The 26776-nt window shown below is 60.1% G+C and carries 25 protein-coding genes; 14 read left to right on the forward strand and 11 right to left on the reverse strand.

Annotated elements, in window-relative coordinates; all coding sequences use genetic code 11:
- Positions 1 to 10: 10 nt before the first annotated feature.
- Positions 11 to 2215: an LPS-assembly protein LptD gene (locus tag HGHM_RS00175; protein WP_019139476.1), complete on the reverse strand. Its 2205-nt coding sequence runs from the start codon at positions 2213 to 2215 to the stop codon at positions 11 to 13.
- A 121-nt stretch (positions 2216 to 2336) separates the two neighbouring features.
- On the opposite strand from HGHM_RS00175, the gene HGHM_RS00180 reads away from it, so the two are divergent.
- The 4 genes from HGHM_RS00180 (at position 2337) to HGHM_RS00195 (ending at position 6644) form a co-directional block, all read left to right on the forward strand.
- Positions 2337 to 3362 carry an aminoglycoside phosphotransferase family protein gene (locus tag HGHM_RS00180; RefSeq protein ID WP_019139477.1) on the forward strand — a complete coding sequence of 342 codons (1026 nt, stop codon included), beginning with the start codon at positions 2337 to 2339 and terminating at the stop codon, positions 3360 to 3362.
- Positions 3363 to 3441: 79 nt separating this feature from the next.
- On the forward strand, positions 3442 to 4137 hold the full coding sequence (gene murU, locus HGHM_RS00185; protein ID WP_026075553.1) for an N-acetylmuramate alpha-1-phosphate uridylyltransferase MurU: 696 nt from the start codon (positions 3442 to 3444) through the stop codon (positions 4135 to 4137).
- A gap of 4 nt (positions 4138 to 4141) precedes the next feature.
- Complete coding sequence (gene pepP, locus HGHM_RS00190) at positions 4142 to 5485, forward strand: Xaa-Pro aminopeptidase (protein WP_019139479.1); 1344 nt, start codon at positions 4142 to 4144, stop codon at positions 5483 to 5485.
- Between the two features lie 22 nt (positions 5486 to 5507).
- Positions 5508 to 6644: a UbiH/UbiF/VisC/COQ6 family ubiquinone biosynthesis hydroxylase gene (locus HGHM_RS00195; protein ID WP_019139480.1), complete on the forward strand. Its 1137-nt coding sequence runs from the start codon at positions 5508 to 5510 to the stop codon at positions 6642 to 6644.
- Positions 6645 to 6690: 46 nt separating this feature from the next.
- On the opposite strand, the gene pntB is transcribed toward HGHM_RS00195, so the two are convergent.
- The 4 genes from pntB to HGHM_RS22970 form a co-directional block, all read right to left on the reverse strand.
- Entirely contained in the window at positions 6691 to 8112 is a 1422-nt protein-coding gene (gene pntB, locus HGHM_RS00200) for a Re/Si-specific NAD(P)(+) transhydrogenase subunit beta (protein ID WP_019139481.1), read from the reverse strand.
- 13 nt (positions 8113 to 8125) lie between these two features.
- Positions 8126 to 9712: a Re/Si-specific NAD(P)(+) transhydrogenase subunit alpha gene (locus HGHM_RS00205; protein WP_019139482.1), complete on the reverse strand. Its 1587-nt coding sequence runs from the start codon at positions 9710 to 9712 to the stop codon at positions 8126 to 8128.
- A 70-nt stretch (positions 9713 to 9782) separates the two neighbouring features.
- Positions 9783 to 10148 carry an aspartate 1-decarboxylase gene (gene panD, locus HGHM_RS00210; protein ID WP_019139483.1) on the reverse strand — a complete coding sequence of 122 codons (366 nt, stop codon included), beginning with the start codon at positions 10146 to 10148 and terminating at the stop codon, positions 9783 to 9785.
- An 8-nt stretch (positions 10149 to 10156) separates the two neighbouring features.
- Positions 10157 to 10432: a hypothetical protein gene (locus tag HGHM_RS22970; protein ID WP_148415278.1), complete on the reverse strand. Its 276-nt coding sequence runs from the start codon at positions 10430 to 10432 to the stop codon at positions 10157 to 10159.
- Positions 10433 to 10602: 170 nt separating this feature from the next.
- Between HGHM_RS22970 and HGHM_RS00220 the strand changes: the two genes are divergently transcribed.
- From HGHM_RS00220 to bfr, 3 genes are all read left to right on the forward strand, one after another.
- Positions 10603 to 11079 (forward strand): NUDIX hydrolase, encoded by a 477-nt coding sequence (locus tag HGHM_RS00220; RefSeq protein ID WP_026075554.1) that lies wholly within the window; start codon positions 10603 to 10605, stop codon positions 11077 to 11079.
- The gene (gene mnmA, locus HGHM_RS00225) at positions 11072 to 12193 is read left to right on the forward strand and encodes a tRNA 2-thiouridine(34) synthase MnmA (RefSeq protein WP_026075555.1); all 1122 of its coding nucleotides are present in this window, start codon (positions 11072 to 11074) and stop codon (positions 12191 to 12193) included. The genes HGHM_RS00220 and mnmA overlap by 8 nt, the downstream gene beginning before the upstream one ends.
- Before the next feature lie 128 nt (positions 12194 to 12321).
- Positions 12322 to 12804 carry a bacterioferritin gene (gene bfr, locus HGHM_RS00230; protein ID WP_019139487.1) on the forward strand — a complete coding sequence of 161 codons (483 nt, stop codon included), beginning with the start codon at positions 12322 to 12324 and terminating at the stop codon, positions 12802 to 12804.
- A 72-nt stretch (positions 12805 to 12876) separates the two neighbouring features.
- On the opposite strand, the gene HGHM_RS00235 is transcribed toward bfr, so the two are convergent.
- A complete protein-coding gene (locus HGHM_RS00235) occupies positions 12877 to 13491 on the reverse strand; it encodes a glutathione S-transferase N-terminal domain-containing protein (RefSeq protein WP_019139488.1) in 615 nt (204 codons plus the stop codon).
- A gap of 212 nt (positions 13492 to 13703) precedes the next feature.
- On the opposite strand from HGHM_RS00235, the gene purB reads away from it, so the two are divergent.
- The 5 genes from purB to HGHM_RS00260 all read left to right on the forward strand — a co-directional run bounded on the left by purB (position 13704) and on the right by HGHM_RS00260 (position 17436).
- On the forward strand, positions 13704 to 15071 hold the full coding sequence (gene purB, locus HGHM_RS00240; RefSeq protein ID WP_019139489.1) for an adenylosuccinate lyase: 1368 nt from the start codon (positions 13704 to 13706) through the stop codon (positions 15069 to 15071).
- A gap of 107 nt (positions 15072 to 15178) precedes the next feature.
- A complete protein-coding gene (locus tag HGHM_RS00245; RefSeq protein WP_019139490.1) occupies positions 15179 to 15703 on the forward strand; it encodes a cytochrome b in 525 nt (174 codons plus the stop codon).
- A 24-nt stretch (positions 15704 to 15727) separates the two neighbouring features.
- Positions 15728 to 16294, forward strand: coding sequence for a YceI family protein (locus HGHM_RS00250; RefSeq protein ID WP_019139491.1), 567 nt, complete (start codon positions 15728 to 15730; stop codon positions 16292 to 16294).
- Between the two features lie 38 nt (positions 16295 to 16332).
- Positions 16333 to 16908 carry a YceI family protein gene (locus HGHM_RS00255; protein ID WP_019139492.1) on the forward strand — a complete coding sequence of 192 codons (576 nt, stop codon included), beginning with the start codon at positions 16333 to 16335 and terminating at the stop codon, positions 16906 to 16908.
- A gap of 81 nt (positions 16909 to 16989) precedes the next feature.
- A complete protein-coding gene (locus tag HGHM_RS00260) occupies positions 16990 to 17436 on the forward strand; it encodes a MarR family winged helix-turn-helix transcriptional regulator (protein ID WP_019139493.1) in 447 nt (148 codons plus the stop codon).
- A 96-nt stretch (positions 17437 to 17532) separates the two neighbouring features.
- Here HGHM_RS00260 and secF read toward each other — a convergent pair whose 3' ends face one another.
- The 5 genes from secF to queA all read right to left on the reverse strand — a co-directional run bounded on the left by secF (position 17533) and on the right by queA (position 23365).
- Positions 17533 to 18477, reverse strand: a complete 945-nt coding sequence (gene secF / locus HGHM_RS00265) for a protein translocase subunit SecF (RefSeq protein WP_019139494.1) — start codon at positions 18475 to 18477, stop codon at positions 17533 to 17535.
- A 130-nt stretch (positions 18478 to 18607) separates the two neighbouring features.
- Positions 18608 to 20467 (reverse strand): protein translocase subunit SecD, encoded by a 1860-nt coding sequence (gene secD / locus HGHM_RS00270; protein ID WP_019139495.1) that lies wholly within the window; start codon positions 20465 to 20467, stop codon positions 18608 to 18610.
- Between the two features lie 85 nt (positions 20468 to 20552).
- Positions 20553 to 20888, reverse strand: coding sequence for a preprotein translocase subunit YajC (gene yajC, locus HGHM_RS00275; RefSeq protein ID WP_019139496.1), 336 nt, complete (start codon positions 20886 to 20888; stop codon positions 20553 to 20555).
- 330 nt (positions 20889 to 21218) lie between these two features.
- A complete protein-coding gene (gene tgt, locus HGHM_RS00280; protein ID WP_019139497.1) occupies positions 21219 to 22346 on the reverse strand; it encodes a tRNA guanosine(34) transglycosylase Tgt in 1128 nt (375 codons plus the stop codon).
- On the reverse strand, positions 22346 to 23365 hold the full coding sequence (gene queA, locus HGHM_RS00285) for a tRNA preQ1(34) S-adenosylmethionine ribosyltransferase-isomerase QueA (protein WP_026075557.1): 1020 nt from the start codon (positions 23363 to 23365) through the stop codon (positions 22346 to 22348). The genes tgt and queA overlap by 1 nt, the downstream gene beginning before the upstream one ends.
- A 199-nt stretch (positions 23366 to 23564) precedes the next feature.
- Between queA and recG the strand changes: the two genes are divergently transcribed.
- Together recG and HGHM_RS00295 are read left to right on the forward strand one after the other, a co-directional pair.
- Complete coding sequence (gene recG, locus HGHM_RS00290; RefSeq protein ID WP_019139499.1) at positions 23565 to 25649, forward strand: ATP-dependent DNA helicase RecG; 2085 nt, start codon at positions 23565 to 23567, stop codon at positions 25647 to 25649.
- 163 nt (positions 25650 to 25812) lie between these two features.
- Positions 25813 to 26760, forward strand: a complete 948-nt coding sequence (locus HGHM_RS00295) for a LysR substrate-binding domain-containing protein (RefSeq protein ID WP_019139500.1) — start codon at positions 25813 to 25815, stop codon at positions 26758 to 26760.
- Positions 26761 to 26776: the final 16 nt, after the last annotated feature.

Genomic DNA, 26776 nt, shown 5'->3' on the forward strand with positions numbered 1-26776 from the left:
GACAAATTCCTTAAGGGTTGCTCGGCGTGCTGATCAGCTGGTAGCCGGGAATGCTGGTGCGCAGCACCTCCAGGGGATTCGACCCCACTCGCGCCAGTCCGGTCAGTTCGAGCTGGAAAAACAGTGATGTGGAGGATTGCCCGGTCCCCGTCGCCGTCTGTTGGCTGACCACACGGAAAATCCAGCAATCCGCCTTGTACTCGACTCCCAGCAATCCTTCCGCGACCTTATCGTCCGGCAAGGAATAGTTGATGCGCCCTACGCCATACCAGCGTCTTGCGATCGGCCATTGGGCCGATACATCGACTTGTTCCAGATTGTTCAGCAGGTCGCGGCGGTATTGCAGGTTGAGCACTTTCTTGGGCGCGGGCTGCCAGCGTATGCTGTGGCTGGCGCGCTGAGTAGTGCTCAGGTTTTCACTGTACTGCACATTGGTGTCGATGCCAATGGCGGGTGTGATCTGCCCGGATGCCGAGAGCAGCAAGTCGGAACGGCTGTCGTTGCTTATCACCGCTTGGGTTGGCGGGAAAGGCGGCAGCGTTACGCGCTGGTCTTCGAAGTAGAAACGCTGCCCGATGGCGAAGCGCATGCGTTCCGCGCCACTCGATTCGATATAGCGCGATACCAGTGCGCCGGTCAATTGGTTGGCATCGCTGATGCGGTCATTGCCGACGAAGCGGTTCTCGCTGAACAGCTGCGCAAAGCTCAGGTCGGCCAGGGCGCTGTCGAAGTTCGGCAGCCTGCTCTGGTCGCGGAAGGGCGTGTACACATAGAACAGCCGAGGCTCGAGCGTCTGCGACATGGCCCGGCCAAAAAATTGGGTGTCGCGCTCGAACACCAGGCCGCTGTCGATCGAAAAGGTCGGCACGACGCGCGAAGGTTCGGATGGCATGCCGGGTACGGTATCGTCCAGATAATACTTGGTGGCGTGCAGAGAGACTTTCGGCGTGATGAAAAAGCCAGGCTGAATGATGGGATAGCTGAATTTCGGATTGACCACGATCCGGTTGCCCGGCGTGATAGGTTCGCCGGTCAAGCGGAACTGGTCCGGATGCGTGAACCGCGTCACTTCCGAATCGACTGCCCAGTCGAAGCCCATGAGGTCCTGCCGTCCGGCGTGGAAATTCACCTGCGGCATGCGATCGTATGGCCGTTCGATCGGTGCCGCCGGATCCTGCAGCACCTGGTAATTCGTGGCCCGCAGGCCGGCGCTCCAGAAGGAGCTGCTGTAGTTGAGATTCACATCACGCAACAGCAGGCGCTGGATGGTGCCGGTAGTGCTATGCGAAAAATCGGTCGGATAGTTGTTGTCGGAGGCCGTGTTGATATTCCATCCGAATGCCAGGCCAGGTGCAAGCGTCTGAGTGTGCGTCGACGAGACTGCATAGCGGGTAATGCCAGCCTGCCTGTCGTCAGGCAAGATTTCCGCCCGTGTCTGGCCGGCATAGGTCTCGCCCAGGTAGCGGCCTTCGGCACCAAGCTGCAGGCCGCGTCGGGAAATCAAGTTGGGATACAGGGTCAGGTCCCGGTTCGGCGCGATATTGAAATAATACGGCTGCATGATTTCCAGGCCGCCCTTGCTGGTCGTGCCGATGGTCGGTGGCAGGAAGCCGGACTTGCGCGCATCGGACAAGGGAAAGGACATGGCCGGCGTACCGAGGATGGGCACGCCCTTGAAGTAGACAATGGTGGTCGAGGCCGTCCCGACATCGCGTGCGGTATCAAGGTTGAGCCTGCTTGCCTTGAGATACCAGTCCGGATCCGGCCCTTCGCAGGTACTGTAGGTGCCCTCGGTGATGACTGCCCGTTCCTGCGATTCGAAATCGATACGTTCTCCCCTGCCCTGTGCATTATTGAGTTCCAGCTTGTAGCTTGGGTTGGTGACATAGCCCTGGCCGGCATCGATCTTCAGCCTTATCTCGTCACCGGCATAACGGTCCTTGAAGCGGCTCATGCGCACATTGCCGGTCGCGTCGACTTCATCCTGCAGGACATCGTAAGTTGCCTTGTCGGCATTGATGGTCAGCTCACCGCGCGTGATTTCAACGTTCTCTTCCAGAATGATTTCGCGGTCGGGACGGCCGCTCATGCGCTCCGCGCTGACCCTGACCGGTGCATTCTTGTCATCGGCCCCGGGGCGCTTTTCCGTGGATTGCGCATTGGCAAGCACCGGCATCCATGCAGCCGCAACCAAGGCCGGCATCAGACGAAGCATGAAACGAGGTTGAGAAGAGGCGAGAGACCGGGTCATGAAAAGGTCGACAGGCGATTTTTTGACTTGAATCCCTTATTATATGGGAACTCATTGCTCCCAAACGCATACTCCAGGTTGCTTCATGTCTTTAAACAATTCTCCTGATCTTCGCCTCACCCAGTTAAAGCAGTGGCTGGCAGATCTGCCAGCCAATCCGGTACAGACGGATTCCATCCGCCCCGCTTCTTCCGACGCCAGCTTCCGCCGCTATTTCCGCGTCGACGGTTCTGACGGCAACACCTATATCGCGATGGACGCCCCACCGCCACAGGAAGATGTGCGCCCCTTCATCCATGTGGCCGAGGTGTTTGGCAAGACGGGGGTTTCCGTCCCGCACATCCTTGCCCAAGATGTTGAACGCGGCTTTCTGCTGCTTACCGATCTCGGCACGACCACTTATCTGGGTCAGTTGAATCCGGACACCGCACACAAGCTGTATCTGGATGCGATCGATGCATTGATCCTGATCCAGACCCAGAGCAAACCGGGCATGTTGCCGGAATACGACCGGGCATTGCTGCTGCGCGAACTGATGCTGTTCCCCGATTGGTATATCGGCAAGCATCTCGGCGTTACGTTGTCAGATGCGCAGACCGCCGAACTGAACAAGGTATTCGATGCCATTCTTGCCAACAACTTGGCTCAACCTCAAGTTTATGTGCATCGCGACTATCATTCGCGCAACCTGATGGTGCAGTCGAAAGGCAATCCCGGCATTCTCGATTTCCAGGATGCGGTCTATGGCCCGATCACCTATGACCTGGTGTCGCTGCTGCGCGACGCCTATATCCAGTGGGATGAAGAAATGGTGCTTGACTGGACGATTCGTTACTGGGAGCGCGCCCGACGCGCCGGCCTGCCGGTCAGCCATGATGTCGATGCCTTCTACCGCGACTTCGAATTCATGGGCATTCAGCGCCACCTGAAGGTGCTCGGAATTTTTGCTCGGCTTTATCATCGCGACGGCAAGGATGGCTATCTGAAGGATTTGCCGCTGGTCATGGAATACACCCGCAAGGCGGCGAGCCGTTACAAGGTCCTGATGCCGCTGGTAAAGCTGCTCGACCAGCTGGAAGAAAAGGCGCCGCAAGTCGGTTATACCTTCTGATTCAACAGATCATTTGCCGCGCCGGCACGATGGAACCGCGCAAGTCGTGCCGCGCTCAACCTCTCCAGTATCGAACCCGATGAAAGCCATGATTTTTGCCGCCGGGCGCGGCGAGCGGATGCGTCCGCTGACCGACCACTGTCCGAAGCCGCTGCTGGAGGTGCGCGGCCGGCCGCTGATCGTCTGGCACATCCTGAACCTGGTGCGCGCCGGCATCAATGACATCGTGATCAACCATGCGCATCTCGGCCACATGATCGAGGAAGCGCTCGGCGACGGTTCGCAATTCGGCGCCCGCATCACCTATTCCGCCGAAGGCACGGCGCTGGAAACGGCGGGCGGCATTGCCAAGGCGCGCCATCTGCTCGGCGACCAGCCCTTCGTGGCGATCGCGGCCGACGTGTATTGCCCCCACTTCGATTTCGAGCAAGTAAAAGAAACGCTGGAAGACTATGATATGTGGGGCAATCCGCATGCGCATGACAAGCGCGACGTCGCCTGGCTGTACCTGGTCAAGAATCCGGCACATCATCCGAAAGGCGATTTCGCCCTGAACAGCTTTTCCATTGCCAATGAAGGCGAGCCGCGCTACACCTTTTCCGGCATCGGCGTGTACCGGCCCGAAATCTTCGATGCCATCACGCCCGGCCAATCCGCGCCGCTCGCGCCCATCCTGCGCGAATATGCATCCCGCGGCCAGGTCGGCGGGGAAATCTATCGCGGCGACTGGACCGATGTCGGCACGCCGGAACGACTGGCGCAATTGAATGGATAAAACCATGAATGCACTGATGAAGACTTATGCAGCCCGGCGCGCCAGGCTGATCGAACAGATGCAGGCCAAGGGCGGCGGCATCGCCATCATCCCGACTGCGCCGGAAGTCATGCGCAACCGCGACGCCGACTATCCCTACCGGCATGACAGTTATTTCTACTACCTGTCCGGCTTCACCGAACCGGAAGCGGTGATCGTGCTGGTCGCCGGCAAGAACAACCAGTCCATCCTGTTTTGCCGCGACAAGAACCTGGAGCGCGAAATCTGGGATGGTTACCGTTACGGCCCGGAAGCAGCGCGCGAAGCCTTCGGTTTCGATGCCGCTTTCCCTATCGATGCCCTGCATGCCGAAATGCCCAAGCTGATGGCGGACGCGCCGGCATTGTTCTTTGCCCTGGGCAGCGACGCGAAGCTCGATGCCCAGGTACAGCAATGGCTGAACGCGGTGCGCATGCAATCGCGCGCCGGCGTCACGGCCCCGGCGGCAATGCACGACGTACATGTGCTGCTGGATGAAATGCGGCTGATCAAGGACGCGGAAGAAATCGCCGTCATGAAGCGTGCCGCCGCGATTTCCGTGGAAGCGCATCGGCGCGCCATGAAAATCTGCCGCCCCGGCTTGCGCGAATATCACCTGGAAGCGGAATTGCTGCATGAATTCCGGCGCCAGGGTTCGCAATTCCCCGCGTACGGATCGATAGTCGCCACCGGCGCCAATGCATGTGTGCTGCACTACCGCGCGAGCGATGCGGAAATCAGGGATGGCGACCTCGTGCTGATCGACGCCGGCTGCGAGCTCGATGGCTATGCATCCGATATCACCCGCACGTTTCCGGCAAACGGCAGGTTCAGCGGCCCGCAAAAAGCCTTGTATGAAATTGTGCTGGCATCACAGGCCGCGGCCATTGCCGAAACCGCGCCCGGCAAGCGCTTCACCGACGGTCATGACGCCGCAGTGCGCGTGCTGGCGCAAGGCATGCTCGACACCGGCCTGCTTGACCGGAAAAAAGTCGGCACGCTGGATGAGGTAATCGCCCAGGGCGCCTATCGCCAGTTCTACATGCACCGCACCGGACACTGGCTGGGCATGGATGTGCATGACGTCGGCGAATATCGCGAAGCGTCGGCAGACAGCGGAGAAAGGCCGTGGCGCAAGCTGCAGCCGGGCATGGTCCTCACGGTCGAACCCGGCATCTATGTCCGACCGGCGGAAGGCGTCCCGGAGCAGTTCTGGAACATCGGCATCCGCATCGAAGACGATGCCCTGGTGACCGCCACGGGCTGCGACATCATCACCAGCGATGCGCCGAAGACCGTGGCCGATATTGAAGCGCTGATGCGGCAATAAGAGACCGATGACAACCGGGTCGATGACAACCGATTTCGACATCGCGATCTGCGGCGCCGGCCCGGTCGGGCTTGCGCTGGCGCTGCTGCTGGCCAAACGCGGCGTTCCCGCAGGACGGATCGCCCTGATCGATGCGAAGACGCGCGAGCAGGCAGCCAAGGATCCGCGCTCGATCGCGCTGTCTTACGGCAGCCGCCAGATCCTGGCAGACATCGGCGCCTGGCCGATTGCCGCCGATCCCATTCATGAAATCCATGTCTCGCGCCGCGGCCATTTCGGCCGCACCATGATCAGCCGCGACGATTATGCACTGCCCGCGCTCGGCTATGTCACCCGCTATGGCGCATTGGTGGATGCCCTGGACTCTGTCGCACGACGTACAGGTGCCGCAGTATTCCGCCCCGCCCACCTTGAGTCGGCAATCGAACGCGAGGAACGCGTCGATCTGACATTTTCGAACGGTAGCCAAGCCAGTGCACAAATCCTGGTGCAGGCCGAAGGTGGCGTATTCTCGGAACAGAACGCGAAAGCTCGCCGCCATGATTACCGGCAGATCGCCATCGTCGCCCATGTGAAAGCGAGCGCACCGATTGCGCATCGTGCATTCGAGCGCTTCACCGGAGAGGGCCCGCTGGCCATGCTGCCACAGGACGACGGCTATGCGCTGGTATGGTGCATGCGCCCGGAAACGGCTGCACGGCTGTCAGCGCTCGACGATACCGGATTTCTTGCGGAACTGCAGGAAGTCTTCGGTTCACGCCTTGGGCGCTTCATCTCGGTATCGCAGCGCAACGCCTATCCCCTTGGCCTGAACGCGGGAACATCAGTTTCAGCAAGGATGGTCGCCATCGGCAATGCCGCGCAAACCCTGCATCCGGTTGCCGGCCAAGGCTTGAACCTTGGCTTGCGCGACGCTACAGTCCTGGCGCGACTGCTGGCGCAGGACCTGTCTCCGGCAGCGCTCACGCGCTTCACTCTGGACCGCAAGGCCGACCGCGGCCTGACCATCCGTCTGACCGATACCATGGCACGCGTATTTGCCAGCGCACCGGATGGCGCGCTGTCGCAGTCGGCGCTCGGCCTGTCACTCGGCCTGATCGATGCATTTGCGCCCGCCAAGCGCGTGCTCGCCGAGCAGATGATGTTCGGCTGGCGATAAAAAAAGCCGCGCAAGCGCGGCTTTTTTCTGTTGATGCGCAAGGTGATCAGGCAGCTTTCAGCGCCGCCAGCACCTCGTCCAGCATCTTCTTCGCATCGCCGAACAGCATGCGGTTGTTTTCCTTGTAGAAGAGCGGATTGTCGACGCCGGCATAGCCGGATGCCATGCTTCGCTTCATCACGATCGAATGCTTGGCCTTCCACACTTCCAGCACCGGCATGCCGGCGATCGGGCTGGTCGGATCTTCCGCCGCCGAAGGATTGACGATGTCATTCGCACCGATCACCATCGCCACATCGGTATCGGGGAAATCCTCGTTGATCTCATCCATTTCCATCACGATGTCGTAAGGCACCTTGGCTTCGGCCAGCAGCACGTTCATGTGGCCGGGCATGCGACCCGCGACCGGATGGATGCCAAAGCGTACGTTCACGCCCTTCTCGCGCAGCAGCTTGGTGATCTCATACACCGTATGCTGCGCCTGCGCGACCGCCATGCCGTAGCCCGGCACGATGATCACGTTCTTGGCTTCGCGCAGCATTTCCGCTGTCTCGACGGCGGTGACCGGTACCACTTCGCCCGCGGGCTCGGCGGGACCTCCCTTGGCTGCGGGCTTGCCACTATCGGAACCGAAGCCGCCGGCGATCACGCTGATGAAATTGCGGTTCATTGCGCGGCACATGATGTAGGAAAGAATCGCGCCGCTGGATCCGACCAGTGCGCCGGTCACGATCAGCAAGTCGTTCGACAGCATGAAGCCGGTCGCCGCCGCCGCCCAGCCGGAATAGCTGTTGAGCATGGACACGACCACCGGCATGTCGGCGCCGCCGATCGCCATCACCATGTGGATGCCGAACAGAAGCGCGATCACCGTCATCACGACAAGCGGCAGCATGCCGTCGCTGATCGATTCAGCGCGGATGAATTGCACGCCGAACCAGATCACGACCAGCAGGCCGATCAAGTTGAGCCAGTGGCGCCCCGGCAGCAGCATTGGCTTGCCGCCGATGCGCGCCGACAGCTTGCCGAATGCGATCAGGGAGCCTGAGAAGGTGACGGCGCCGATCAGGATGCCGATATAGATTTCCAGTTCATGGATGGTCTTTTCCGCACCGCTGAAATTGGCCGATGCGGCCGGATCAATGTAGCTGGCATAGCCGACCAGTGCAGCCGCGAGGCCGACCAGGCTGTGCATCAACGCAACCAGCTCCGGCATCTGCGTCATCTGCACCACGCGGGCGGCATACAGGCCGATCGCCCCGCCGACCACCATGGCGCCGACGATCCAGGGAATGCCGGCAGAAGTGACATGCGGACCGAATACCGTGGCCAGCACGGCGATGGCCATGCCGATGATGCCGTAGAGGTTGCCGCGGCGTGAGGTCTCCGGATTGGAAAGACCGCCAAGGCTGAGGATGAACAGGATGGTCGCGCCGAGGTAAGCGACGGTTGTGAGGCTTCCGGACATTGTTATCGCTCCCTTATTTGCGGAACATCGCCAGCATGCGGCGGGTCACGGCGAAACCGCCGAACATGTTGATGGTGGTCAGCACGATGCCGAGGACGGCGAGCCAGCGGATCCAGCTGTCCGGCCGCGCCAGTCCTTCGGAGATCGGCGGCGCGATCTGTACCAGCGCGCCGATGGCGATGATGCTGGAAATCGCATTGGTCACGCTCATCAGGGGCGTATGCAAGGCCGGCGTGACATTCCACACCACCATGTAGCCGACGAAGCAGGCCAGCACGAAGACAGTGAAGTGTCCGAGGAAAGCGGCGGGCGCATACGCGCCGATGATCCAGAACAGCACCGCTGCCACGCCGAACAGGATGGCGATGCGGCTGCCGGATGCCGGGGCGCTCGGGGCTCCATGGCCATGTGCCTTGGACGGCGCAGCGACCGCCGGTTTGGCCGCGGGTGCGGCTGCCGGCGGCAGCTTGGGCGCCGGCGGCGGCCATGTGATCTCTCCGTCCTTGATGACGGTCAGGCCGCGAATGGCATCGTCTTCCATATTGACGTCAATGATGCCGTCCTTGTTCTTGCACAGCTCCTCGGTCAGGCGCAGCAGATTGTTCGAATACAGCGTCGAGGACTGCTTCGACAGGCGGCTGACAAGATCGGTGTAGCCGATGATGGTCACGCCGTGCTTCACCACCGCCTGGCCGGGCTCGGTCAGTTCGCAGTTGCCACCCTGTTCGGCTGCCATGTCAACGATGACGCTGCCCGGCTTCATGCTCTTCACCATGTCGGCAGTGATCAGCTTGGGCGCCGGCTTGCCGGGGATCAGGGCGGTCGTGATGATGATGTCCACCTCCCTGGCCTGCTTGGCGTACATCTCGCGTTGGGCCTGCTGGAAGCCCTCGCTCATCACCTTGGCGTAGCCGCCACCGCCGGAACCCTCTTCCTCGTAATCGACCTTGACGAATTCGCCGCCCAGCGACACGACCTGGTCTGCCACTTCAGCACGGGTGTCATTGGCGCGCACAATGGCGCCGAGGCCGACGGCAGTGCCGATTGCGGCTAGGCCGGCGACGCCCGCGCCGGCGACGAAGACCTTGGCTGGCGGAATCTTGCCGGCTGCGGTCACCTGGCCGTTGAAGAATCGGCCGAAGGCGTTCGCAGCTTCGATGACGGCGCGATAGCCGGCAACACCGGCCATGGAAGTCAGCGCATCCATTTTCTGGGCCCGGCTCAACGTGCGCGGCAGCGAGTCAATCGCCAGCACGGTCGCCTTCTTCGCCGCCAACTGTTTCATCAGTTCGGCGTTCTGCGCCGGCCAGATGAAGCTGACCAGGGTGCCGCCTTCGCGCATCAGGCCCACTTCTTCCGGGCTGGGGCCGCGCACCTTGAAGACGATGTCGGAGCCGGCCCACAGCTTGGCCGCGCCATCGACGATCTGCGCGCCAGCCGCCCGGTAGGCATCGTCGCTGAAGTTTGCCGCATCGCCCGCGCCGGATTCGACGGCGACCGAGAATCCAAGCTTGATGAGCTTTTCGACGACCTCGGGAACGGTGGCAACCCGCTTTTCATCCGGAAAGACTTCCCGTGGTACTCCTATCGTTAGAGGCATACGCTTTCCCTTCGCTTATATATAAATGTTGTTCTGTTTGACGGGACCCGGGCCGTGCAGCCCATCTTGCTTACTGCTGTTTCTTTATCCCCTTGATCCGGTTCTTTTCATCGACGAACACGATTTTCGGCACATACGTCTCGACCTCGGATTCATTCATCGGCGCATAAGTGCAGATGATGAGCAGGTCGCCAAGATGCGCGCGGCGGGCTGCCGCACCATTGAGGGAGATCTCGCCGGTTCCACGCTTGCCCTTGATGGCATAGGTGGAAAAGCGTTCACCATTGTTGACATTGTAAAGTTCGATCTTTTCGAATTCCCTGATGTCTGCGGCTTCCAGCAGGTCCTCGTCGATGCCGCAAGAACCTTCGTAATCCAGGTCGGCCTGCGTGACTTTCGCACGGTGAATCTTCGACCTGAGCATGATGCGTTGCATTATTTCTCCTAAATACCCAAACTTTGCCGCAAACGGTTTTGCGGCTTCCAATTCATTGCCGGATTAGGCCATTCCCGGTCGTTCATCCGCCAGGTGCTTCCGGCGGCATCGAACCGATCGCCCTGGCCAAAGGCGACAATTCTTACTGGAATCTTACATGCAAACTGGAATTCGAAACGGCCGCTCGCAATTCGAAAGCCCGATGCTTGCCAAGATGAAAAGGCAGAAGAATAAGATGAAAACCGTGCCAAGCAAACAATTGTGATGTTTTTTTGATTAATCACCAAATGTTTCTTGCAAAATCACTATCGAATCTCAAGGCTTGAACAAGAAGCGAAGTTAAAAATGTTCAGTTCGGAAATTTTTTCCCATTGCGCGGATCCAATTGCATGTCAGCATGAACCGCACGCCCGGCAGGTGCGCGGTAAAATGGCGCCCAATTTCGAGAGATACCATGTCTGATATTTGGAAACCTTCTGTGACGGTAGCGGCCGTGATCGAGCGCGAGGGCCGTTTTTTGCTGGTCGAAGAAGAAACCAGCGACGGCATTCGCTTCAACCAGCCAGCCGGCCACCTCGACCCGAATGAAACCCTGGAACAGGCGGTCACGCGCGAAACGCTGGAAGAAGCAGCATATGATTTCGTGCCCACGGCACTGGTCGGCATGTATATGGCGCGCTATGTGTCCTCGCGTACTGGCCTGGAAGTCACTTATCTGCGTTTTGCATTCTGCGGCGAACTCGGCCGCGAGCATGACCGCCCGCTCGACACCGGCATCCTGCGCACAGTCTGGATGACGCGCGAGGAAATGCTGGCCTGTCAGGACAAGCACCGCAGCCCGCTGGTGCTGCGTTGTGTCGACGATTATCTGGCAGGCAAGCGTGCGCCGCTGTCCCTGCTATACACCCATCAGGATGCGGCGCATGCCTAGTAAGAAGGTTGTCATCGGCATGTCGGGCGGCGTCGATTCCTCGGTCTCCGCCTGGCTGCTCAAGGAACAAGGTTATGAAGTCGTCGGCCTGTTCATGAAGAACTGGGAAGACGATGACGATTCGGAATACTGTTCGACCCGTCAGGACTGGATCGATGCGGCGAGCGTGGCCGACGTGGTCGGCGTCGATATCGAAGCAGTCAATTTTGCTGCCGAATACAAGGACCGGGTGTTTGCCGAATTTCTGCGGGAATACCAGGCCGGACGCACGCCGAATCCCGACGTGCTGTGCAACGCCGAAATCAAGTTCAAGGCTTTCCTCGACCACGCGATGAAGCTGGGTGCCGACCTGATTGCGACCGGCCACTATGCCCGGGTGCGGGAAGTGGATTCGGGGCCGCATGCCGGCCGCTTCGAATTGCTGAAAGCACTGGATGCGAGCAAGGACCAGAGTTATTTCCTGCATCGTCTCAATCAGGCGCAGCTGTCGAAAACCCTGTTCCCGCTGGGCGAGATCCCCAAGACGGAAGTGCGTAAGATCGCCGAAAAGCTGAAGCTGCCGAATGCGAAGAAGAAGGACTCGACCGGCATCTGCTTCATCGGCGAACGGCCTTTCCGTGAATTCCTGAACCGCTATCTGTCGTTCAAGCCCGGCCCCATGAAAACACCGGACGGCACGACCGTCGGCAACCATGTCGGCCTGAGCTTTTACACGATAGGCCAGCGCAAGGGCATCGGCCTTGGGGGCATGAAATCGCACAAGAATGCCGATGGCAATCACGACGCCTGGTACGTCGCGAAAAAGGATGTCGAGAACAATACGCTGTATGTCGTACAAGGCCACGACCATCCCTGGCTGTTGTCTTCGGCATTAGGCGCGAGCCAGGTCAGCTGGATCGCGGGCGTGGCGCCGGAACAGGATCAGCTCTCTGCAAAAACCCGCTACCGCCAAGCCGACGTGCAATGCATGTTTTCCGCACAGCATGACGACAGCTTTGCATTGCACTTCCGGGATCCGCAATGGGCGGTTACGCCGGGCCAATCTGCCGTACTTTATGACGGCGACGTCTGCCTCGGCGGCGGCATTATCGATACCGCGACCCCGGCTGCCTGATGCAGGTCCGGGCACAACCCCGGATCCATCAGAGGCACTAATCTCCGGCCTTCATTGTCAAACAGAGCGCATCCTGCACCGGGCCGCACGGCCCGGTCGGTCTTTCCACATCCATTCCGGGGCATGCAATGAAAGGTGACGCCAACATCATCCGGCTGCTGAATGCGCAATTGACCAACGAACTCACCGCGATCAACCAGTATTTCCTGCATGCGCGGATGTACAGGCACTGGGGTCTGGAAAGACTCGGCAGCAAGGAATACGACGAGTCGATCGAGGAAATGAAGCATGCCGACAAGCTGATCAATCGCATCCTGATGCTGGATGGCTTGCCCAATCTGCAGGCATTGAACAAGCTGATGATCGGCGAATCGACTCCGGAAATGCTGGAATGCGATTTGAAGCTGGAACAGGCTTCGCAAATCACGCTCAAGGACGGGATTGCCGCATGCGAAGCGGCGAAGGATTATGTATCGCGCGAGATATTGCGGGAAATCCTCGACGATACTGAAGAACACATCGAGTGGGTGGAAACCCAGCTCGAGCTGATCAACAAGGTTGGCCTGGAAAATTATCTGCAATCGCAAATGGGCGACGATAGCAGCGACTGAAGCTTCACATCCGTTCACAAAAAAGCAGGCGGACCTTGCGGCACGCCTGCTTTTTATTTATCCCGGCCGTGCTTATGCCTGCGGGACCGTGTCCTTGAAGGAAGGTCGGTCCGACAGCCTGTCGAACAGCTTGGCGAGATTCGGATATTCCTCGCGCCAGCCGATTTCCGGGAAGCGGAAAGACAGCCAGCCAAGCGCGCAACCAACGGCAACGTCCGCCAGGGTGTAGTGAGTGCCGGCGCAGTATGGAACACCATCCTTCAATCCGGCGGACATCGCCTTCAGGCCGGCCTGCACCTTCAGCATCTGGCGCTTGATCCAGTCTTCGCTCTGCTGCGCTTCCGGACGCTGGGTGCGCTCGAGGCGGATCAGGACGGCGGCATCGAGTACGCCATCAGCCAAGGCTTCCCAGCATTTGACTTCCGCGCGTTCGCGTCCGTTCGGTGGAATCAGCTTGCCGACCGGCGTCATGGTATCGAGATATTCGACGATGACCCGCGAGTCGAACATCGCGCCGCCATCTTCCATGATCAGGCAGGGCACTTTTCCGAGCGGGTTGGATTGCTGGATTGTGGTTTCGGGACTCCAGACGTTTTCCAGAACAAGCTCATAGTCGAGCTTCTTTTCCGCCATCACGATGCGGACTTTGCGCACATAGGGACTGGAGAGGGAGCCGATGAGTTTCATAGATCCGTATAGTAAAAATTGGCAAAAATTATAACATTGAGATATGTCACGGGATTGGACCGGGCATTGTTGGCCGCTTCTCGGGCGAAGTCAATTCGGCCAATCCGCAAATGGTAAAATGCCGCCTTTCCGACCATTCCAGCATGTCCCCGGTCGCAAGGCAATCCCCGCAATATTGCCCACCGCTTTCATCCATATCAAGGTTTTACACCATGTCGCTTTCCACCCTTTCCGCCCTTTCGCCTCTCGATGGCCGCTACGCCGCCAAGACCGACAAGCTGCGCCCGCTCCTTTCGGAAGCCGGCTTCATGCATCACCGGGTCAAGGTGGAGATCGCCTGGCTGCAAGCCTTGTCCGAGGCCGGCTTCGCGGAAATCAAGCCCTTTTCCGCCGCCTCCAGCACGCTGCTGCAAAAGCTGGCGAACGAATTCAGCGAAGCCGATGCAGAGCGCATCAAGGCGATCGAGGCCGTCACCAATCACGATGTCAAGGCGGTTGAGTACTGGCTGAAGGAAAAGGTCAAGGATGTTCCGGAACTGGTCGCGGCCTCCGAGTTCATCCACTTCGCCTGCACCTCGGAAGACATCAACAACACTTCGCACGGCATGATGCTGAAAGCCGCGCGCGATACGGTTCTCCTGCCCGCGCTGCAGGCGCTGATCGCAAAGCTTACCGAACTGGCGCACGAGCATGCGGATGCCCCCATGCTCTCGCGCACGCATGGCCAGCCGGCGAGCCCGACCACGCTCGGGAAGGAAATTGCCAATGTGGTGGCGCGCCTGAAGCGCGCAGAGAAGCGGATCGCCGATGTCGAAATTCTCGGCAAGATGAATGGTGCGGTCGGCAACTACAATGCGCACCTGTCCGCCTACCCCGGCTTCGACTGGGAAGGCTTTGCGCGCAAAGTGGTCGAGCAGCGTCTGGGACTGGTCTTCAATCCCTACACCATCCAGATCGAGCCGCATGACTACATGGCCGAACTGTTCGATGCCTTCGCCCGCGTGAACACCATTCTGCTCGACCTGAACCGCGACATCTGGGGCTATATCTCGCTCGGCTATTTCAAGCAGCGCACCAAGGCCGGAGAAATCGGATCGAGCACGATGCCGCACAAGGTCAATCCGATCGACTTCGAAAACTCGGAAGGCAACCTCGGCCTGGCCAATGCAGTATTGAAGCACCTGTCGGAAAAATTGCCGGTGTCGCGCTGGCAGCGCGACCTGACGGACTCCACCGTGTTGCGCAATATCGGCGTGGCGCTCGGCTACACCCTGCTGGCCTATGACAGTTGCCTGCGCGGCCTGAACAAGCTGGAAGTGAATCCGGGCCGGCTGGCGGAAGACCTGGATGCGACCTGGGAAGTGCTGGCCGAGCCGGTGCAAACCGTGATGCGACGCTACGGCATTGAAAATCCGTATGAACAGCTGAAGGAACTCACGCGCGGCAAGGGCATATCACGGGAAGCGCTGCGCGAATTCATCGGAAAACTGGCCATCCCGCAAGAGGCGAAGGAACAGCTGCTGGCCATGACCCCGGCAAATTACATCGGAAAAGCGGCCGAACTGGGGCACCGGATCTGATCTTTCCACAACACTGACACGTCGCGGCTGATCCGGAGCTTCCGGCGCCGCGGCTTTTTTTCTGCTATATTAGTTCTAGTTAAAACTAATTGCTAAAAAGAACACCCATGCCACGCTACACCTTGCCCGCGATCGTGCTGCACTGGCTGCTTGCCCTGCTGATCATCTCGGCGTTTGCGCTGGGCGTAACGATGGTGGATATCCCGGGCCTGACGCCGACCAAGCTCAGGTATTTCTCATGGCATAAATGGCTGGGCGTCACTGTGCTGGCACTGGCCTGCCTGCGCCTGCTCTGGCGGCTTGCGCATAGGCCACCTGCCTATCCTTCCGCCATGCCTGGCTGGCAGCAGAAATCCGCGAAACTACTGCATGGTCTGCTGTATGTGCTGATCTTCGCCGTCCCCATATCTGGCTACTTCTACAGCCTGGCTGCCGGCGTACCGGTGGTCTATCTCGGCGTGCTGCCCCTGCCGGTATTGATGGAACCGAGCCCGGAATGGAAGCCGGTCCTCAAGCAAGTCCATTACAGCTTCAACATGGTGCTGCTCGGCGCTTTCATTCTGCATGTAGGGGCGGCGCTCAAGCACCAATTCATTGACCGGGATGGCGTGTTCAAGCGCATCCTGCCCTGAATAACATTTTCAAGAAGGCATTCCATGCAGATTCACTCCATCCGGCGAAGCATCATCTTAGGAAGTGCCGCGCTCGCACTGGCCATTCCCGCCATCGCTGCCATGCTCAAGACCGATGCGGCCAAAAGCAGCGTCTCCGCCGTGTTCCAGCAAATGAACGTGCCGGTCGAAGGCAAATTCCGGAAATTCAATGCCCAGATCGATTTCGACAATGCGAAGCCTGAGGGATCGAAGGCCATGGTGGAAATCGATGTCGCCAGCTTCGATCTCGGCGATCCCGAGTACAACAAGGAAGTCCAAAAGAAGGAATGGTTCGATGCCGCGAGGTTCCCGAAAGCGAGCTTCGTCTCCAGCATGCTGAAACCGAACGGTGCAGGCAAGTTCGACGTCGTCGGCAAGCTCACCATCAAGGGCAAGACCGCCGATGTGCGCTTCCCCCTGACGCTGAAAAAGGAAGGCGGCAACCAGGTTTTCGAAGGCACCCTGCCGATCAAACGACTCGCCTTCAACATCGGCGAAGGCGAATGGAAAGACACTGGCATGGTCGCCGATGAAGTCCTCATCAAGTTCCGCGTCGTCACGACGCAATAATCCGTCGCAACCGCGTCTCTCAACCAAGGAGTCCCCTAATGCAAGTCAAGCTCATCGCCGCCGCCCTTCTGGCCATCGGCACCTCGTCCGCCTTTGCCCAGACCTACAACATCGAGCCCAACCATACTTATCCGAGCTTTGAAGCCGACCACATGGGTATCTCGGTCTGGCGCGGCAAGTTCACCAAGACCAGCGGCAAGATCACGCTTGACCGTGCCGCGAAAACCGGCACTGCGGACATCACGATCGATGCCAACTCGCTCGATTTCGGCCATGCCAAGATGAACGAGCACGCCAAGGGCAAGGACATGTTCAATGTCGCGCAATTCCCGACCATTACCTACAAGGGCAAGTCCATGAAGTTCGAGGGCGACAAGCCGGTCGCGCTGGAAGGCGAGATGACGATGCTCGGCGTGACCAAGCCGCTTACCCTCGTGATCAACAAGTTCAAGTGCATTCCGCATCCGATGTTCAAGCGCGAAGTATGCGGCGCCGATGCCAGCGGCGAGTTCAAGCGCACCGATTACGGCCTGAACTATGGCGTCGAAAAGTTCGGTTTCTCTCCAGACGTGAAACTTCAGATCCAGGTCGAAGCGCTCAGGGCCGACGACTGATCACGCATCGCACACTACCCGGGCCGGTGTTCCCATACCGGCCTTTTTTTCGTATTCGCCATCTGCAGCAATTCAGCAATCATGAAAGCCCGCTACCTGCGCAGCATCCGCCTGCTTGCGGAGTGCTACCACGCCTTCGAACAATTGTCTTCCTCGCATGTCCGTACGCTTGGACTGACGCCGGCGCAATTCGATATCATTGCGACCCTGGGAAACACGTCCGGGATGTCGTTCAAGGAACTGGGAGAGAAGACCCTGATCACCAAGGGCACGCTTACAGGCGTGGTTGACCGGCTGGAAGGGAGGGGTTTGGTCAGGCGCGCCACAAAAACCGAGGACCGGCGCAGCACCATCGTGCAGCTGACGAAGGCAGGCGAGCGTGAATTCGAGCGCATCTTCATTCCGCACGTGGACTTCTGCAAGGAAAAGTTCCTGGACTACAGCGAGGAAGAGTTCGTAGCGCTTGACAAGGAACTGGCAAAACTGAAATCCCGACTGGAGGAAGCGGTTACCCGGCTTCATGTCTGAAGCAGGAGGCAGTCGGGACAAGGCGCACACCGCAACAAAAAAGCCGGCGCAAAGGCCGGCTTTTTCAATTACGCCTCAGAGGCGTCGTACGTCGTTTCACACCACTGCGCCGCCGGCCTCATCCTTGCTCTTGGCCGGCTTGATCATGTCTTCGCGCTTGATGCCGAGCCACATGGAAACCGCAGCCGCCACGAACACCGAGGAATAGACGCCGAACAGGATGCCGATGGCGAGCGCGATCGAAAAATAATGCAGGGTTGCACCGCCGAACAGCATCATCGACAGCACCATCATGAGGGTCGAGCCGTGAGTGATGACAGTGCGTGACATGGTGCTGGTGATCGCATGGTTGAGCACCGCGGGCGTGTTCAGTTTTCCAAAGCGGCGGTCGCGGAAGGTCTCCCGCACCCGGTCGAACACCACCACTGACTCGTTCACCGAGTAACCCAGCACGGCCAGCACTGCCGCCAATACCGTCAGCGAAAACTCCCACTGGAAGAAGGCGAAAAAGCCGAGGATGATCACCACGTCGTGCAGGTTCGCGATGATGGCGGAAACCGCGAACTTCCATTCGAAGCGGAACGCGAGGTAGATCATGATGCCGATCACCACTGCCAGCAGGGCCATCAGGCCGTCATGCGCCAGCTCCTCGCCGACCTGCGGACCGACGAATTCGACGCGCTGCAGCCGGACCGAATCATCCTGCGCCTTCAGCGCCGACATCACTTTTTCGCTTTGCTGGGCGGAGCTCACGCCTTTCTGCGACGGCAGGCGGATCATCACATCGCGCGCCGTGCCGAAGCTCTGCACCTGGCTGTCGGTATAGCCCAGGCCTTCGACAGCACCGCGAATCTTTTCCAGTTCCGCGGGTTTCGCATAGGTGACTTCGATCACCGTGCCGCCGGTGAACTCGATTGACAAATGCAGTCCCCGGTGCAGCAGGAAAAATACCGCGGCAACAAACGTCAGGGCCGAAATCACATTGAATACCAATGCGTGGCGCATGAAGGGAATATCTTTTTTAATCCGGAAAAACTCCATTGCATTCCTTCCTTTCGCGGATTCCTGACAGTGCCCGGCGGTGAATTGCGCCAGCTTCTGCCAGGAACGCTATGTTTAATGTCCTGCGTCCCTGCAAGCAAAGACGGAATCAGGCACTTGGCACTCAGTCTCAGGCATTCGGCTTCCAGACCTGCCCGATCGACACACCGGCGAGCTTCTTCCTGCGGCCGTACCAGAGGTTCGCGATGCCGCGCGAAACGAAGACGGAGGAGAAGATCGAGGTCAGGATGCCGAGGCAATGCACGACCGCAAAACCGCGGATCGGGCCGGAACCGAAGATCAGCAGGCCGAGGCCGGCGATCAGCGTGGTCACGTTGGAGTCCAGGATGGTCGCCCAGGCGTGTTCGAAACCACCCGCGATGGCCGCCTGCGGCGACTTGCCGCCGCGCAGCTCTTCCCGGATCCGTTCATTGATCAGCACATTGGCATCGATCGCCATACCGAGCGTGAATGCAATAGCGGCAATGCCCGGCAAAGTCAATGTTGCCTGTAGCGTCGACAGGACGGCGATCAGCAGCAGCAGGTTGACCGCCAGCGCGATCACGCTGAACATGCCGAACAGGTGGTAATAGATCACCATGAACACCGTGATCGCGGCAAAGCCGTACAGGGTCGACTTGAAGCCTTTTTCAATATTGTCCGCGCCAAGCTGCGGTCCGATGGTCCGCTCTTCGATGATTTCCATCGGCGCCGCCAGCGAGCCAGCGCGCAGCAGCAGGGCGAGGTCGTTGGCCGCTTCGGTCGAGCCCATGCCGGTGATCTGGAAGCGCGAACCGAGCTCGTCGCGGATGGTGGCGACCGTCAGCACTTCGCCCTTGCCCTTTTCGAACAGCACGATCGCCATCAGCTTGCCGATCTTGTCGCGCGTCGCTTCACGCATCCTGCGGCCACCGTCGCCGTTCAGGTCGATGCTCACCGACGGCTCGTGGTACTGATCGAAACTGGCGGTGGCATTGGCAATGTATTCGCCGGTGATCACCGGGTCCTTGTACAGCACGACCGGTGCGCCCTTGCCCACCTTGAACAATTCGGAGCCGAAGGGGACGGCTGCGGTTTCTTCGGTACCGCGCATGACCGATTCATCGACCATCCGCACTTCCAGCGTTGCCGTGCGGCCGATGATGTCCTTGGCGCGCGACACGTCCTGCACGCCCGGCAGCTGCACCACGATCCGGTCCGCGCCCTGGCGCTGGATCACCGGCTCGGCTACGCCGAGTTCATTCACCCGCTTGGACAGGGTGGAGATGTTCTGCTGTACCGCGGCTTCCACCGTCTGTGCCAGGGTCTGAGGCCGCAGGGTGGCAACCAGCGTGAGCTCCGTGCCATCGGTTCCATCGGCCAGCGCCAATTCGGGCAGTTGGGAAGCCAGGACATCTTTTGCCTTTTCCCGCGTTTCCGGCTCGCGGAACTTGATGTCGATGGCATCGCCATTGCGGCTGATGCCGGCGTGACGCACATTCTTGTCGCGCAGCACGCTGCGCACGCTGGCCTGCAAGCCCTGGATACGCTTGTTCATGACCGCCCTGGTATCCACCTGCATCAGGAAATGCACGCCCCCGCGCAGGTCGAGGCCGAGATACATCGGCAGGGCATGGATGTTCTGCAACCACTGCGGCGTGTTCGACAGCAGGTTGAAGGCAACGACGTACGTCGGGTCGGAAGGATCGGTGTTCAATTCCTGCTCGAGCACCGACTTGGCCCTGAACTGGATATCGGGATTGTCAAAACGTGCCCGCACCGATCCATGGGTGGCGCCTGCATCGTAAAAAATGCCGCTGGCGCGCATATCGTGCTTTTGCAGCGCCTGCTCGACTCTTGCGAGCATCGAGCTGTCCACCTTGACCGTGGCCTTGGCGCTGCTGATCTGGACGGCTGGCGACTCGCCATAGAAGTTCGGCAATGTGTACAGCACCCCGAACAGCAGGGCGATGACAATGATGATGTATTTCCAAACGGGATAGCGATTCATGATTTCAGCGTTCAGTATTGGGCATCGGCAAGAGCCTGCGCAGCATGCGTGCGCAGGCTCTTCCGGGTGCGGGCGTCTGATCTGCTCAGATCGATTTCAGTGTGCCTTTTGGCAACAGGGTCGAGACTGCGCTCTTCTGTACGGCGATTTCGGTACCATCGGCCACTTCGAGCAGGATATAGGCATCGGCGACCTTTGACACTTTACCGAGGACGCCGCCGGCAGTGATCACTTCATCGCCCTTGGCCAGGGCATCGATCATCGCTTTCTGTTCCTTCTGGCGCTTCATCTGCGGGCGGATCATCAGGAAGTACAGCACCACGAACATCAGGATGATCGGCAAAAAGCTCATCAGGCTACCTTCCACACCTGCGGCCTGGGTTTGTGCATATGCATTGGAAATAAACACGGGTTGCTCCATTTCTTTTGATGAATAACCCGGCATTTTAGCATCGGGATATCGGGTTTCTACGCTAAATCAGGTTGACAGAGAGTGTCATGCCCTGTTTTGCGGACCGCGTTCGCGCCAGAAGGGATTCAGCACCAGGAGCGGGACGCACCGCAGTGCCAACACTGCAAGCGGCACGACACCGCGCGGCGCCCTTCTGGTGCGAACCCTGCGGGCAGTCCCGCACACCAATCGCCTGCGGCGTTGCGGCTTCTTGCCCCAGCACCACTACGTCGCGCCGCCGCGCCTTGCATTCGACCGGTTTGCGGGGCTGCGCGGCCGAAAAACAGAAAATGGCATTCTCTAGACGCCCCTTGCCCGATCGGCATGGAAACGGACGACGAAGGCCTGGAACTGGCCGGCATCGATGGCGGCGCGCATCTCGCGCATCAACTGCAGGTAATAGTGCAGATTGTGTATGGTATTCAGCCGCGCGCCGAGGATTTCGCCGGCCCGGTGCAGGTGGTACAGATAGGCGCGGGAAAAATTGCGGCATGTGTGGCATTCGCAGGTTTCATCCAGCGGCAGCTCGTCATCCTTGTAGCGTGAATTCTTGATCTTGATGTCGCCGAAGCGGGTGAAGATCCAGCCGTTGCGCGCATTCCGTGTCGGCATCACGCAATCGAACATGTCCACGCCGTTCGCCACACCGGCCACCAGGTCTTCCGGCGTGCCCACACCCATCAGGTAATGCGGCTTTTGTTCCGGCAGGCGTGGTCCGACATGCTCGAGGACCCGCATCATTTCTTCCTTCGGCTCTCCGACCGACAGGCCGCCGATGGCGACGCCGTGGAATCCGATTTCTTCCAGCCCGGCCAGCGATTCGTCGCGCAGGTGTTCGTACATCCCGCCCTGCACGATGCCGAACAGGGCATTCGGATTTTCACCCTTGTCGAATTCATCACGCGAGCGCTTTGCCCAGCGCAGCGACATGCGCATCGACTTTGCCGCCTCGGTTTCGGTCGCCGGGCGGCCATCGATCGAATACGGCGTGCATTCGTCGAACTGCATCACGATGTCGGAATTCAGCACGCGCTGCACCTGCATGGAGACTTCCGGCGACAGGAACAGCTTGTCGCCATTGATCGGCGAAGCGAACTTGACGCCTTCCTCGGTGATCTTGCGCATCGCGCCCAGCGAAAACACCTGGAAGCCGCCGGAATCGGTCAGGATCGGCTTGGTCCAGCCCATGAAGCGGTGCAGGCCGCCGAATTTGGCGAGCACGTCTAGGCCGGGACGCAGCCACAGATGGAAGGTATTGCCGAGGATGATCTGGGCATCGATTTCATGCAATTCCTGCGGCGACATCGCCTTGACGGAACCATACGTCCCGACCGGCATGAAGATCGGCGTCTCGATCACGCCATGGTTGAGAGTCAGGCGGCCACGGCGGGCCTTGCCATCGGTTTTCAGAAGTTTGAATTCAAGCATCAGGAAGTCCGGGTTAACAACATCGCATCTCCGTAGCTGAAGAAGCGGTAGCGCTGCTCGATCGCGTGGGCATAAGCGGCGCGGATCCGCTCATAGCCGGCGAACGCCGACACCAGCATCAGCAGGGTCGACTTGGGCAGATGGAAATTGGTGATCAATCTGGTCACGGTCTTGAAGGCATAACCGGGCGTGATGAAGAGTTCGGTGTCAGCGCTGCCTGCCTTGAGCACGCCCGATTGAGAAGCCGATTCCAGCGCACGCATGCTGGTGGTGCCGACCGCGATCACGTCGCGCCCGGCTGCCTGGGCTGCGCGCACTGCCGCCGCCGTCTCTTCCGAGACGGTGTACCACTCGCTGTGCATCTTGTGCTGCGACAGGTCTTCGTGGCGCACGGGCTGAAAGGTGCCGGCACCGACATGCAGGGTGATGAAGGCGAGGTTGACGCCCTTGCTGCGCAGGCGATCGAGCAGGGTCTGGTCGAAATGCAAACCGGCGGTCGGTGCCGCGACCGCGCCCGGCTGTTTCGCATAGACGGTCTGGTAACGCTGTTCATCGTAGCTGTCGGCCGCATGCTCGATGTAAGGCGGCAGCGGCAGGCGACCATGGGCTTCGATCAGTTCGAACACATCCGAGGGAAAGCCCAGTGTATAAAACTCGCCAGCGCGCTCGCCGACCGTCACGTCGAAGGCATCCGCCAGACGAATCCTGCTGCCGGCGTGCGGCGACTTGGACGCACGCACCTGGGCATGCACCGTGCGGTTGTCGAGCACCCGCTCGATCAACACCTCGACCTTGCCGCCGGTTTCCTTGACGCCGAAGAAGCGCGCCTTGAGCACGCGGGTATCGTTGAATACCAGCAGGTCGCCCGGTTGCAGCAAATCGACAACATCGGCAAACGAGCGGTCAACCAGTCGATCCTGACCAACCTCGAGCAGGCGCGATGCGCTGCGCTCGGGCAGCGGCGTCTGGGCGATCAGTTCTTGCGGCAATGTAAAGTCGAAATCGGAAAGCGAATACATGGGACTGGTCACAGGAGTGCGCGGGGACGGCCGGTCTTGAAAAGATGGCCATAAAAGATAGCCATTCAAGCGGCTGTCCGTACAATGGCGGTCATGCTCAAGCATGACCGTTTTTGATTAGAATCGTTTCACCAACGCCGCGCAACGAAAACAATCGAACCCGTTATTTTACCTCTTGCCGACCGATTTACGGCCTGATATGCCTGCACCGACAAAAAAGGCCGCCCCGGCCCGGAAAAAGAACAGGAGCGAAGACAAGCTCGCGAAGCTCGGGCTGCGTTCGGACATGGACCTTGTGCTGCATCTGCCGATGCGCTACGAGGATGAAACCGAAATCGTGCCGATCCGCGAAGCCGGCTTCATGGCGGGCACACCGAGCCAGGTGGAAGGGGTGGTCGTCTCCTGCGACATCCAGTACCGGCCGCGGCGCCAGCTGGTCGTGACCATCGCCGACGATTCCGCCCAGCTGGTAATGCGCTTCCTGAATTTCTATGGCAGCCAGGTCAAGCAGCTCGAGGCGGGCACTCGGGTGCGTGCCCGCGGTGAAGTACGGCACGGTTTCTTCGGCGCCGAAATGGTTCACCCGACTTACAGGGTGGTGAAGGAAGGCGAGCCCTTGCCGACCGCGCTCACGCCGGTGTATCCCTCGGGCGAAGGCTTGTCACAGGCTTTCCTGCGCAAGGCGATCGCAGCGGCAATGACGCGCATCGACTGGCGCGACACCCTGCCGCCGCGACTGCTGGAAGCACTGAAGCTGCAGCCCTTCGAAGCGGCGGTCAGGCTTCTGCACAATCCGCCTTCCGACGTGGATGAGCATGCCCTGGAGGACCGCTCGCATTCGGCATGGATAAGGATGAAATTCGATGAATTGCTGGCCCAGCAGTTGTCGCTGAAGCGGGCCCAGGAGGCGCGACGTTCGCGGGAAGCCGCCTCCCTGCCGGTGGTCGGCGCCCTGTCCGAAGCCTTCCTCGCTGGTCTGCCCTTCGAACTGACCGCCGCCCAGCAACGGGTGCTGCGGGAAATCCGCGCCGACCTGCGCGAATCCTTCCCGATGCAGCGCCTGTTGCAAGGCGATGTCGGCAGCGGCAAGACGGTGGTGGCGGCGCTCGCCGCGGCGCAGGCGATCGATAGCGGCTTCCAGGCGGCCTTGATGGCGCCGACCGAGATCCTGGCCGAGCAGCATTTCCGCAAGATCGCGCAGTGGATGGAACCGCTCGGCGTGCAGGTGGCATGGCTGACCGGCAGTCTGAAAAAGAAGGAAAAGATGGAAGCGCAGGCGCGCATCGAATCGGGCGCGGCGCAGCTGGTGATCGGCACCCATGCGCTGATCCAGGAAGGCGTGCAGTTTGCCAGGCTGGGCTTGGTGATCGTCGACGAACAGCACCGTTTCGGCGTCGGCCAGCGCCTGGCCCTGCGCAACAAGGGCAAGGATGCCGGGGGCGCAGGCGATACCGCACAGACCGTGCCGCACCAGTTGATGATGTCGGCCACGCCCATTCCGCGCACGTTGGCAATGACCTACTATGCGGACCTGGAAGTGTCGGTGATCGACGAGTTGCCGCCGGGCCGCACGCCGGTCGTCACCCGCATCATCGACCAGAACCGGCGCGACGAAGTGATCGAACGCGTGCATGCGGCGGCCCTCGACGGCCGCCAGGTGTACTGGGTCTGCCCCCTGATCGAGGAATCGGAAGCGCTGCAGTTGCAGACCGCCACCGACACTCACGCCATGCTGTCGGCGGCACTGCCCGACCTGCGCGTGGGCCTCGTGCATGGGCGCTTGAAGCCGGCGGAAAAGCAGATGGTGATGGATGCCTTCATCCGCGGCAATATCCACGTGCTGGTCGCCACCACCGTGATCGAAGTCGGTGTCGATGTGCCGAATGCATCGCTGATGGTGATCGAGCATGCCGAGCGCTTCGGCCTGTCGCAATTGCATCAGCTGCGCGGACGCGTCGGGCGTGGAGCCGCAGCCAGCGTCTGCCTGCTGCTGTACCAGAGCCCGCTCGGCCCGGTCGCCCGGCAGCGCCTCATGACAATGCGGGAAACCACCGACGGCTTCGAAATTGCACGGCGCGACCTTGAAATCCGCGGGCCGGGCGAATTCCTTGGCGCCCGGCAATCCGGCCAGGCAATGCTGCGCTTTGCCGACCTGCAGACCGACCAGTGGCTGGTGGAACAGGCGCGGGATGTGGCACAGGCATTGCTGCGTGAGGACCCGGCAACCGTGGATGCGCATCTTGCGCGCTGGCTGGGCGGACGCGAGGATTACCTCAAGGCGTAACGGCCCGCGGACCTGTACATGCAACGTCCGGTCTCAACCGGAACATGGCGCATTTGCATTGTCCGACGCACAAGAGAATATTGTCTTTATACTTGCAGGATGATTCCGGCAATGGACTGTTCGGCCCATGCCCGTGCCAGTCCTTCAATGCGAACCTGACCGTATGACCCTTACTGAACTGAAATACATCGTCGCCGTCGCCCGCGAAAAGCACTTCGGCCACGCCGCGGAAGCATGTTTCGTTGCGCAGCCGACATTGTCGGTCGCCATCAAGAAGCTCGAAGACGAACTCGGCGTCGTCATCTTCGAGCGCGGCGGCACCGAAATTTCCATGACCCCCCTGGGCGCGCAAATCGTGGCGCAGGCGGAACGAGTACTGGAACAAACTGCGGCCATCAAGGAAATCGCCAAGCAGAACAAGGATCCTCTCGCGGGCCCCTTGCGCCTCGGCATCATCTATACCGTCGCGCCCTACCTGCTGCCGCCCCTGGTCAAGACCATGATCGAGCACGTGCCGCAAATGCCGCTGGTGCTGCAGGAAAATCTGACGGCACGGCTGGTGGAGTTGCTGCGTCAGGGCGAACTCGATGCCGCCATCATGGCCTTGCCTCTTCCCGAGCAGGGGCTGATGATTCAGCCCCTGTATGACGAACCCTTCATCGTCGCCCTGCCCAAGCATCATCCCTGGGCCAACCGCGAAGCAATCGATGCACATGAATTGAAATCAGAAACCATGCTGCTCTTGGGCAGCGGCCACTGCTTCCGCGATCAGGTGCTGGAAGTGTGCCCGGAGATGTCGCGCTTTTCAACCACCGGGGACGGCATTGCGCGCACCTTCGAAGGCTCCTCGCTGGAAACCATCCGCCACATGGTAGCGTCCGGCATCGGCATCACCGTACTGCCGCAGGCTTCGGTACCCGACATGCATGCCAAGGATGGCATGCTGCGCTATGTGCCTTTCAAGCCGCCGGTGCCATCGCGCCGCATCGTGATCGCCTGGCGCAAGAGCTTTACCCGGCGCGCAGCGATCGAAGCAGTGCGCCAGGCCGTGCTGGCCTGCGACCTGAGTGGCGTGACCATGCTGGGCGATGCCGAAATGGCCGAAGCCTGATTGCCGGTTCCCGACA

The organism is Noviherbaspirillum massiliense JC206 (assembly GCF_000312045.1).
Lineage (GTDB): Bacteria > Pseudomonadota > Gammaproteobacteria > Burkholderiales > Burkholderiaceae_D > Noviherbaspirillum > Noviherbaspirillum massiliense.

Excerpts from the sequence above, each read along its gene's own strand:
- HGHM_RS00175 (WP_019139476.1), bottom strand. The coding sequence starts at position 2,215 with ATGCTTCGTCTGATGCCGGCCTTGGTTGCGGCTGCATGGATGCCGGTG.
- HGHM_RS00180 (WP_019139477.1), top strand. The coding sequence starts at position 2,337 with ATGTCTTTAAACAATTCTCCTGATCTTCGCCTCACCCAGTTAAAGCAG.
- murU (WP_026075553.1), top strand. The coding sequence starts at position 3,442 with ATGAAAGCCATGATTTTTGCCGCCGGGCGCGGCGAGCGGATGCGTCCG.
- pepP (WP_019139479.1), top strand. The coding sequence starts at position 4,142 with ATGAATGCACTGATGAAGACTTATGCAGCCCGGCGCGCCAGGCTGATC.
- HGHM_RS00195 (WP_019139480.1), top strand. The coding sequence starts at position 5,508 with ATGACAACCGATTTCGACATCGCGATCTGCGGCGCCGGCCCGGTCGGG.
- pntB (WP_019139481.1), bottom strand. The coding sequence starts at position 8,112 with ATGTCCGGAAGCCTCACAACCGTCGCTTACCTCGGCGCGACCATCCTG.
- HGHM_RS00205 (WP_019139482.1), bottom strand. The coding sequence starts at position 9,712 with ATGCCTCTAACGATAGGAGTACCACGGGAAGTCTTTCCGGATGAAAAG.
- panD (WP_019139483.1), bottom strand. The coding sequence starts at position 10,148 with ATGCAACGCATCATGCTCAGGTCGAAGATTCACCGTGCGAAAGTCACG.
- HGHM_RS00220 (WP_026075554.1), top strand. The coding sequence starts at position 10,603 with ATGTCTGATATTTGGAAACCTTCTGTGACGGTAGCGGCCGTGATCGAG.
- mnmA (WP_026075555.1), top strand. The coding sequence starts at position 11,072 with ATGCCTAGTAAGAAGGTTGTCATCGGCATGTCGGGCGGCGTCGATTCC.
- bfr (WP_019139487.1), top strand. The coding sequence starts at position 12,322 with ATGAAAGGTGACGCCAACATCATCCGGCTGCTGAATGCGCAATTGACC.
- HGHM_RS00235 (WP_019139488.1), bottom strand. The coding sequence starts at position 13,491 with ATGAAACTCATCGGCTCCCTCTCCAGTCCCTATGTGCGCAAAGTCCGC.
- purB (WP_019139489.1), top strand. The coding sequence starts at position 13,704 with ATGTCGCTTTCCACCCTTTCCGCCCTTTCGCCTCTCGATGGCCGCTAC.
- HGHM_RS00245 (WP_019139490.1), top strand. The coding sequence starts at position 15,179 with ATGCCACGCTACACCTTGCCCGCGATCGTGCTGCACTGGCTGCTTGCC.
- HGHM_RS00250 (WP_019139491.1), top strand. The coding sequence starts at position 15,728 with ATGCAGATTCACTCCATCCGGCGAAGCATCATCTTAGGAAGTGCCGCG.
- HGHM_RS00255 (WP_019139492.1), top strand. The coding sequence starts at position 16,333 with ATGCAAGTCAAGCTCATCGCCGCCGCCCTTCTGGCCATCGGCACCTCG.
- HGHM_RS00260 (WP_019139493.1), top strand. The coding sequence starts at position 16,990 with ATGAAAGCCCGCTACCTGCGCAGCATCCGCCTGCTTGCGGAGTGCTAC.
- secF (WP_019139494.1), bottom strand. The coding sequence starts at position 18,477 with ATGGAGTTTTTCCGGATTAAAAAAGATATTCCCTTCATGCGCCACGCA.
- secD (WP_019139495.1), bottom strand. The coding sequence starts at position 20,467 with ATGAATCGCTATCCCGTTTGGAAATACATCATCATTGTCATCGCCCTG.
- yajC (WP_019139496.1), bottom strand. The coding sequence starts at position 20,888 with ATGGAGCAACCCGTGTTTATTTCCAATGCATATGCACAAACCCAGGCC.
- tgt (WP_019139497.1), bottom strand. The coding sequence starts at position 22,346 with ATGCTTGAATTCAAACTTCTGAAAACCGATGGCAAGGCCCGCCGTGGC.
- queA (WP_026075557.1), bottom strand. The coding sequence starts at position 23,365 with ATGTATTCGCTTTCCGATTTCGACTTTACATTGCCGCAAGAACTGATC.
- recG (WP_019139499.1), top strand. The coding sequence starts at position 23,565 with ATGCCTGCACCGACAAAAAAGGCCGCCCCGGCCCGGAAAAAGAACAGG.
- HGHM_RS00295 (WP_019139500.1), top strand. The coding sequence starts at position 25,813 with ATGACCCTTACTGAACTGAAATACATCGTCGCCGTCGCCCGCGAAAAG.